Origin of the sequence: Paenibacillus sp. cl123 (assembly GCF_900101595.1) — a bacterium.
Classification (GTDB): Bacteria; Bacillota; Bacilli; order Paenibacillales; family NBRC-103111; genus Paenibacillus_G.
The window spans coordinates 129,441-137,314 of the sequence record NZ_FMYY01000017.1 but is presented as its reverse complement, the minus strand read 5'-3'; the positions used below and the strand labels follow the sequence as shown (position 1 = coordinate 137,314).

Sequence of the window (7,874 nt, the reverse complement as noted above, 5' to 3'; positions counted from 1 at the left end):
TGCGTTGTTTTAGCATGTAGAGATCCGCTCCTTAGGATGATAGCTTTATTCTACAAGCCCTTATTTTTATTGTCCAACTAAGTGTAGCCGATCCAGATTCCATCCTTTATAATACAAGCCTCACCATGTCTTATTAGGTAAAGCTGCGTCATTGATCTCATCCCTCATTTACAAATTTATATTTCCCAGCTAAACTCTCCGTGAGCTACAGCGCGTCATCCTCATCTAAAGTTCCTCGTTAATTCATTGTTTTAACATATAAGCAAGTAAGTATGTTGCGATTTCTCTTATTCATAAACTTTTTTTCAAGCATCATTCCAAGCTTTTCAGCTACTCTGCTAGAAGCCAGGTGAGTTTCCGGCATATTTGCGCATATTCGCTTTAGCTGTAAATCTTCGAGCCCATACATCATTAATGCTTTTGCAGCCTCGTATCCAATACCTTGGCCCCAGTAAGTAGATTTAATAATGTAACCTAAGTCGTTCTCGATTTGTCCATCCGTCTCAAGCTTTAACAGCCCCGCATCCCCAATTACTTCACCTGTTTCCTTGAGTTCAACCGCAAGTCTGCCATATCCTGATTGATAATTTTCGATTCCTCTTTTTTGGATCCATTCTTTACATTGCGAATAATCAAAGGGCCTCGGCCAGAAGCTCATAGTTAGGCCATCCGAGAGAATTTGATGCAATGCCGAAAGGTCCTCTGTTGTATACTCCCTTATACGAAGTCTTGCTGTTTCGATTTCCCTCATATTAGAAACCCACTCCCATTCGTTGCCGCGGTTTACTTATAGACGTTAGTAGCCTTTAAATGTTTCGTTATCCTGCCCGTTACTTCCACGACACCAGGGAATTGCTGCGTCGGTCTGCTCCCTGGTTATTCCGCTAACGTTCGCCGCTAGTGGATTTTCGAGGCATTTTTAGATTTTTTCTATCGGGATGTATAAGTATAATTCCCCGCTATTGTCCTTTGGATCATAGAATTCTTGAATTGCTCCGACGATTTGATAATTGTTTGTGGGTATGTAATCCGAAAGCATGTTTTTCAAAGTATCTTGATATGTCTCTTGCGTACACTTTGACACCATATATTTGAATGCAGGGAGAGTCCACTTCCGCCATCCCCCTGGAGGTATCGCATCGTCAGTAACTTCGCACCCCGCTAAATATTTGCCTCCTTCCTTCCACCTTTCAAAATTACCGCTAACATCACTCATCGCACCCCAAACGCCAGCAAGGTTTCCATCTGCATCTTTTTTTGCGAGAGCACTGATTTCTATGAAATTATCGTTCGCCTCTTTCCATAGAGGTGGTATCCAATCTGAACTTTCAGATGAAAGTCCTTCCCCCAATTTACCAATTACAGAAAACCGCTGCTTTTCAATAATTTCGACCACTTCGACAACCTCCCTAGAGCTTATAACAATTTACAGATTCTACAAAATGATTCAACTATCCTGCCGTATACTTCAGAGAAGACAGCTGCAGATCAAAATGTCTTCAATCCTTGCCTTTAAACCATGAAAGCTACTATTACGAACCGCTTGGGACGGATCTTCTGGCGGCAACCATATGGTTTTCTTTATGTTAATGTCCCCATTATTATCATATAACCGGGCTTTTGACGATGTTCTGGTCGAAGAAGCGAAAATTCGAAATAACCCTGGCCCGACCCGAACGAAGGTTTTTTTGTGACCCGGCTTAACGATACGATGAAGTCAGAATTTCCTAAGCTTCATTAATCTAGCCCAGCCTCTAGGCGTCTCCTCCGTTCACGAAGCCTCTATCTTGTGGGATGCTGCAGCTATGGGATACGAAATAAATTAACCTATAAATTGATCCTATTGTCACATTAATTTATTGGTATATTTGGATTATAATAGGATGTAAAACTGGCCAGTTTTAATAATAGAATTGGGAGGTGGTTGTATTGAAAAAGAAGATCGCCGCTTTGCTCGCATCGAGCATGTTGTTATTTGGGGTACCTTCCGTTTTTGCCCAGGTTGGATTTGGGGATACATACGCTACAGCGGTTCCGCTTGGAATTGGAGGAGGCTACAGCACTACTCTGCAATTCAATGATTCGGATATTACTGTCTATACCAATCTTTCTGGCACCAGCACCAGTTTGACGGCAAACCTGCAGTCGCCGAGCGATGCGAATTACGATTTCTGGGTTGAAGTTCATCAGCCGGGAGGGAGTATTACCTACTACAATCCGACCGACCTCGGCACCGGGGGAACGGATTCCGTAAGTTTGTCGGTTGGACCGGGAAGTAAAGCCTACTTCGTCGTTCACGGCTACGGTTCGTTCTCCAGCAGCTCCTACACATTCTGGTTGCAGTAGCATCGCCGAATTTCAAGGCGCATACAAAGCGAAGGACCTGAGGCTCGCCCTCAGGTCCTTTGTGTGCTTGGCCGAGGCTAACTTCTTCTGTTAGCCCCGTATATACGGGCAATTCAGGTTTCCCGAAAAGCTAGTCCCTTCCCCCCGACCCGCTCAACGGCTCGACCAGCTCTACAAAGTGTCGCCCGTACTCTTCGAAGTTGCGGTACTGGAGCCGTAGGACAAAAAAAAAATCGGCCCGCCCAACGGGGGCGAGCCTTAAAAGTGTTTATATTAAAAAGGGGGTCTTGCTAGCTATATTACAGCAGAAAGATGTTAAACACGTAACAGCAATATTGCAATTATGTAACAAATTTGAAAGCGCTGTACTAAGAAAGTGATAATCACTATCATAATATCGAGAAATATTATCATAATCAACGAAAAAACGTTCTTGATAGTGATAATTATCATCAAATGGGCGAAAATCGATCTCAATTAAACTATTTGCCGGAATATGGGGATTGACGTATACTGTTTATAGTTAATCAACTTAGATTTTCGGAAAGGGTGACCCTTCATGTATGACTATCACCATCTTCCTCATGCCAAGAAGCAATCGCGTTCCAAGCGGACGCTCTGGGTTACATTAACCTTGACGCTGTTCTTCACCATCGTTGAAATTGTCGGCGGGCTGCTCTCCAATTCGCTTGCGCTGCTGTCCGACTCTGCCCATATGATCTCCGACGTGCTCGCCCTCGGCCTCAGCATGGTCGCGATCTATCTGGCAACCCGGCAGCCGAACAACCGGTTCACGTACGGTTATTTGCGCTTCGAGATTATCGCTTCGTTCCTCAACGGACTGGCGCTGGCGCTTATCGCAGCCGGCATCTGCGTCGAGGGGGTACGCCGCTTCCTGAATCCGGAGCCGATCGACTTCAAGCTTATGCTGCTCATCGCCTCCATCGGTCTGATCGTGAATATCGTGCTGACTCTGGTGCTCAGCCGCAGCATGAAGGAAGAAGACAATCTGAATGTGAAGAGCGCGCTCTGGCATTTTATTGGAGACCTGCTCAGCTCAATCGGGGTTATCGTCTCCGCCGTAATCATTTATTATTCGGGTCTGCTCTGGTTCGATCCGCTGATCAGCATGGTCATCGGCGTCATCATCTTCACAGGCGGGGCGAAAATTATCAAGGAATCGTATCTCATTCTGATGGAATCCGTCCCTGAGCGTTACAATCTCGACGCTATCCGGGCCTCCATCGCCCAAGTCGAGGGCGTCGAGGATGTGCATGAGCTGCATCTGTGGGCTATCTCGACGGAGCATTACTCGCTCACGGCCCATGTGTTCGTTACGAACAGCGTCCAGCCTCACTGTATCATTCTGGCGATCAATGAGACATTAAAAGCAAAATATGGCATCGTGCATACGACCATTCAGATGGAGGATGCACATATCCATCCTCACGGCGAATACGGCAAGCAGTTTTTACAGAGCAAGGAAGCCGGCTCTGTGCCGGCAAATATGCCCAGAGACGCGCATTCGGCCATCGTCCACTAGCCCCCACGGCAAAAAACTTCAGTTCCGCACAGGAAACTGAAGTTTTTTTGAGGTTCAGTACGCGCGCTCGGTCGAACGGCGCTGAACAAGCCGGAGCGGAATTTGAATTTCATGCCCTTCACGCGCGGCCTTGCTTAAGTAATCTTCCGGAAAGCGGCTTAACGCCGCCGTATCGTCCAGCGCCTGCAGCATCAGCAGCATTACGAACTCTGCCTGCATCGCCGTAGGCAAAGCCAGAGAGGTCATGTCCGGGTAGCAGATCGAGGTCACCGGATCATTGTTGATGCCCGCGATCAGGAAATCTCCGGGCACCCGGTAGCCCTGGCGCAAGGCGGCGGACATGAAGGACAGCGTCACTATGTCGTCGAAGCCGATAACGCCTACCGGTCCCGGTCCGGAACGGGCTTTTACAGCCTCCACCTGCTCCAGAACCGCTTCAATAGATGCAAAGGAATCGGCATCGAAGCTTTCGCTGGCGACCGGCTCGGGCAGCTCTTGCACGCCGTTGCGGACGCCTATCCGCCGCTGGCGGTCCGTCGCATACAGACTGGACTTGCCCAGGTAGCAGATCGTCCGGCAGCCGCGCTCATACAGATGGCGCACGACCTCGTCGCAGCCGACGACAAAGTCGAGGTTCACGGCCCCGACGGCAATATCCGTCGGCCAGCCCCAAGCGTTGAACAACACAAGGGGCGTCCCTACGCCGACCAACTGCCGCGTCGCCTCTTGAGACATCGCCAAGCCGTGGCAGATCAAGCCATCCACACGGCGCTGCAGCAGCACGTCCAGATGCCGCTTCTCGATCTCCGGGTCGAAGCCCGCTGCGGAGAATACCGACAAGTGATACCCGTAAGCATGAGCCGTCCGCTGCATCTCCTCAGCGAACCGTCCATGATAGCCGGCGAAGCTCGGCACCAGCATGCCGAGCTCGTACGACTTTTTCCGGCTCAGGCTGGCCGCCATCACATTGCGCCGATACCCGAGCTCCTCGGCCGCCTGCTCCACCTTGCGGATCGTCTCGCTGGACATCGGCACCTTGCGCCGGTTTAATACATTGGATACCGTGGCGATAGATACACCCGCGGCTTCGGCCAGATCGACGATCGTCACTTGCCGCTTCTTGCTCATCGCTCGTACACCCTTTCTACTGCTTTGAAGCTAGCGTTAGCTTAAACGTTTCAATCCCTATATTCTACCGGTGAAAACGCAAACACGTCAATGCAGTCGTCTTCCTCTGTTATTTCCAGCTTTCACTCTCATTCCGCCTCTCAATCTCATTCCGCCTAAATTCCGCTTCATTTCGGTGCTTCCAGTCAACATTCAGCATCTTTCCAGCGTTTATTCCAGCGCCTCCAGCCTCAAGTGACAATGGGCGACCTCCGCCCCATTCACGAACAAGCCGATCCGATGCTCCCCCGGATAATGGCGTCTGGTTGTCAGATCCGCCCAGCGGTGCCGGCGGCTGCCCTGCAGGCTCGTCCCTCCGGGAACTGTCTTATCCGAGAGCAGAAACAGCTTGCGGGATGTTTGCCCCCTTGCTTTGACGAATTCAATCCCATACTCGATGCGGACGCGCAGCGGAGCGCCGTCCCGAATGCCAAGCTCATACTGCAGCTCGCAGCTTTCGCCGATCGTCAGGACAGCCGGCTCCGCCGTTATAGAAGCGCTCGCAGCCAGCTGCTCTTCTTCCCCTGCCTGCGCATAGCCGAACAACTCAAGCACCTCCGGAACGGCCCGGCGGATCAGTGTACGGCAGCCATGCCTGACGATCCAGTCCGTGTGCGTGTCCGTGCCAAGCCAGCGGCGGGCCGTCTCGATCACGAGGCCCGGATGGTCTTTGGCGATATCGTTCAGGTTATTGGCTACGCTCTTGCGCACATACAAGGACGGGTCTGCCTTCAACCGCTCGAGCACGGGCAGCACCGGAGACGGGTCGCGCTTGAACAGCGGCAGCGATTGTCCCCAGGGCAGCCGCGGCCGGCAGCCTTCGCTGGCCAGCCGCCGCACATGCTCGTCCGGATGCTCCGCCCAAGCCGCCATCTGAGCCATCATACGCTCCGGATCAGCCAACAGAAACGGCCTTACCGCAAACTCCGCGCTGGACTTGCCTGTAAATCGCTCCAGCGCCTGCATTGACAGCTCCCAGTGCTCCGTCTCCTGACCGTGTACTTCCACAAAATCGGGGAAAAAAAGATACGGAAATCCGACACAGGTTTTGTCTATCGCATACAAAATATTCAATGCTTCCTCGTAACGGGGAGGAAGATGCTCGCCAAGCGTTAGGGAGATGCGTCTAATCCGCCCCTTCAGCTCCAGTTCCTCCCACCCCCGGTCCATCGTCGCCGAGACAAATGACTGGTTGTCAAAGTCCGGGTACGCAGCCTGGACTTTTTCTCCGAATTCGTGTAAAAACTTTTCGTTGTATATCGTTTTTAAAGGCTCAGCCATTCCACTCTCTCTCCCTCTCGTTCACCTGCTTGATCGTGCAACGGCAATCGTGCAACAGCAGCCGCTTCGTTATACGCAGCGAAGTTCTCTGCCGCCGCGCCGTCTCTCCTACCTAAATAAGCATACGGTGAACGATAGTGTCAAGCTATACCTGGCTAGCCCCGCCGGAAATACATCCCTTATTCCGTCATCCTGCGCTTGCTCTCAGGCCAGCCGGCATCGTCGGCGCCAGGCAGATCATACGCCAATAGCCGCCGTCCTTTAACGGATTGGCGGCTAAGAGCTTGCTGAAAACGCCCGGCATCGGCTTACACAGACGGACGATTCGGCTCGTGCTTGTCCTTGTGGTAGGTCGGCATTGTATTCGCCTTACTCGTTTGCTCGGCATGATCGGCAAGCGACTGCTGTTGCTGTTGCAGCGTGCGGTTTTTGTTTTTGCCCATGTCGGTTCCTCCGCTCTGAAGTAGGATAAATGGCGGCTTGCCTACTTGTTTTCCCACCGATCGCGCCCGTTTATCCCCCAGGAGCTCTCCTCATTTTTCCATGACCCAGTTAATGAGGAGGCCGCGGATGTTTGCTTTCCAAAGCTGTCTAAGACCCCCCGCGGGCTTGCAGCTAACGGCAGCTCTGCTTTTCCGCCTTTCAAGCCAAAAGCCAAGACCGCCCGCGGGCTTAGAGACCCGACCATATTCGCTGCCATACGCGCAAAAAAGACCCCCACCCGTCCGAAGACGGGCAAAGAGTCTGCCTGCTTGATGCAATATATTACATGCCCAGCCATTTCTTGAACAAATGCTTCGTCGTATCGAGGTTCATCGCCGCGATGGACGTTGTCAGCGGGATGCCCTTCGGACACGAGCGCACGCAGTTCTGCGAATTGCCGCAGCCTTCGATGCCGCCGTCTTCCATCAAGGCTTCCAGACGCTCGTGAGCGTTCATCTCGCCTGTCGGATGAGCGTTGAACAAGCGCACCTGGGATACGGCCGCCGGTCCGATAAATGTCGTCTTGTCGTTGACATTCGGACAGGATTCGAGGCATACGCCGCAGGTCATGCACTTGGACAGCTCGTAAGCCCATTGGCGCTTCGACTCGGCCATACGCGGTCCGGGACCGAGATCATACGTGCCGTCGATCGGAATCCATGCCTTGACCTTCTTCAGCGCCGAGAACATGCGCTCTCGGTTGATGACAAGGTCGCGAACGACGGGGAACGTACTCATCGGCGCGATGCGAACCGGCTGCTCAAGCTGATCGATCAGCGCGCTGCACGCCTGCCGAGGCTTGCCGTTGATAACCATGGAGCATGCGCCGCACACTTCCTCCAGACAGTTCGATTCCCAGCATACCGGGGTCGTCTTGTCGCCCTTGGCGTTCACCGGATTACGCTGAACCTCCATCAGAGCGCTGATGACGTTCATATTCGGACGGTACGGAATCTCGAACTCCTCGGTATACGGCTTGCTGTCTGCCGTATCTTGGCGGGTGACGATAAACTTAACCTTTTTGTTAGCTGTTGTTGCGGTTGCTTCGGCCATG

General features: G+C 52.0%; 8 protein-coding genes. 2 read left to right on the top strand and 6 right to left on the bottom strand.

The annotated features are described in order from the left end of the window. Positions 1-238 precede the first annotated feature (238 nt). Both BLR08_RS22440 and BLR08_RS22435 read right to left on the bottom strand, forming a co-directional pair. Positions 239-751 (bottom strand): GNAT family N-acetyltransferase, encoded by a 513-nt coding sequence (locus BLR08_RS22440; RefSeq protein ID WP_072335084.1) that lies wholly within the window; start codon positions 749-751, stop codon positions 239-241. Positions 752-919: 168 nt separating this feature from the next. Beyond that, the gene (locus BLR08_RS22435; protein ID WP_072335081.1) at positions 920-1,396 is read right to left on the bottom strand and encodes a GyrI-like domain-containing protein; all 477 of its coding nucleotides are present in this window, start codon (positions 1,394-1,396) and stop codon (positions 920-922) included. Positions 1,397-1,929: 533 nt separating this feature from the next. Between BLR08_RS22435 and BLR08_RS22430 the strand changes: the two genes are divergently transcribed. After that, positions 1,930-2,346, top strand: a complete 417-nt coding sequence (locus BLR08_RS22430; RefSeq protein WP_072335078.1) for a hypothetical protein — start codon at positions 1,930-1,932, stop codon at positions 2,344-2,346. Positions 2,347-2,905: 559 nt separating this feature from the next. Beyond that, a complete protein-coding gene (locus BLR08_RS22425; protein WP_072335075.1) occupies positions 2,906-3,889 on the top strand; it encodes a cation diffusion facilitator family transporter in 984 nt (327 codons plus the stop codon). Between the two features lie 54 nt (positions 3,890-3,943). Here BLR08_RS22425 and BLR08_RS22420 read toward each other — a convergent pair whose 3' ends face one another. From BLR08_RS22420 to sdhB, 4 genes are all read right to left on the bottom strand, one after another. Beyond that, positions 3,944-5,017 carry a LacI family DNA-binding transcriptional regulator gene (locus tag BLR08_RS22420; RefSeq protein WP_072335072.1) on the bottom strand — a complete coding sequence of 358 codons (1,074 nt, stop codon included), beginning with the start codon at positions 5,015-5,017 and terminating at the stop codon, positions 3,944-3,946. A gap of 210 nt (positions 5,018-5,227) precedes the next feature. After that, positions 5,228-6,337 carry a DNA alkylation repair protein gene (locus BLR08_RS22415; protein ID WP_072335070.1) on the bottom strand — a complete coding sequence of 370 codons (1,110 nt, stop codon included), beginning with the start codon at positions 6,335-6,337 and terminating at the stop codon, positions 5,228-5,230. 308 nt (positions 6,338-6,645) lie between these two features. After that, on the bottom strand, positions 6,646-6,780 hold the full coding sequence (locus BLR08_RS31850; protein ID WP_256257747.1) for a hypothetical protein: 135 nt from the start codon (positions 6,778-6,780) through the stop codon (positions 6,646-6,648). Positions 6,781-7,102: 322 nt separating this feature from the next. Next, a complete protein-coding gene (gene sdhB, locus BLR08_RS22410) occupies positions 7,103-7,873 on the bottom strand; it encodes a succinate dehydrogenase iron-sulfur subunit (protein ID WP_072335067.1) in 771 nt (256 codons plus the stop codon). Between the last annotated feature and the right edge of the window lies 1 nt (position 7,874).

Bases quoted from the DNA above. Each gene is read 5' to 3' on its own strand.
- BLR08_RS22440 (WP_072335084.1), bottom strand. From the start codon at position 751: ATGAGGGAAATCGAAACAGCAAGACTTCGTATAAGGGAGTATACAACA.
- BLR08_RS22425 (WP_072335075.1), top strand. From the start codon at position 2,906: ATGTATGACTATCACCATCTTCCTCATGCCAAGAAGCAATCGCGTTCC.
- BLR08_RS22420 (WP_072335072.1), bottom strand. From the start codon at position 5,017: ATGAGCAAGAAGCGGCAAGTGACGATCGTCGATCTGGCCGAAGCCGCG.
- BLR08_RS22415 (WP_072335070.1), bottom strand. From the start codon at position 6,337: ATGGCTGAGCCTTTAAAAACGATATACAACGAAAAGTTTTTACACGAA.
- BLR08_RS31850 (WP_256257747.1), bottom strand. From the start codon at position 6,780: ATGGGCAAAAACAAAAACCGCACGCTGCAACAGCAACAGCAGTCGCTT.
- sdhB (WP_072335067.1), bottom strand. From the start codon at position 7,873: ATGGCCGAAGCAACCGCAACAACAGCTAACAAAAAGGTTAAGTTTATC.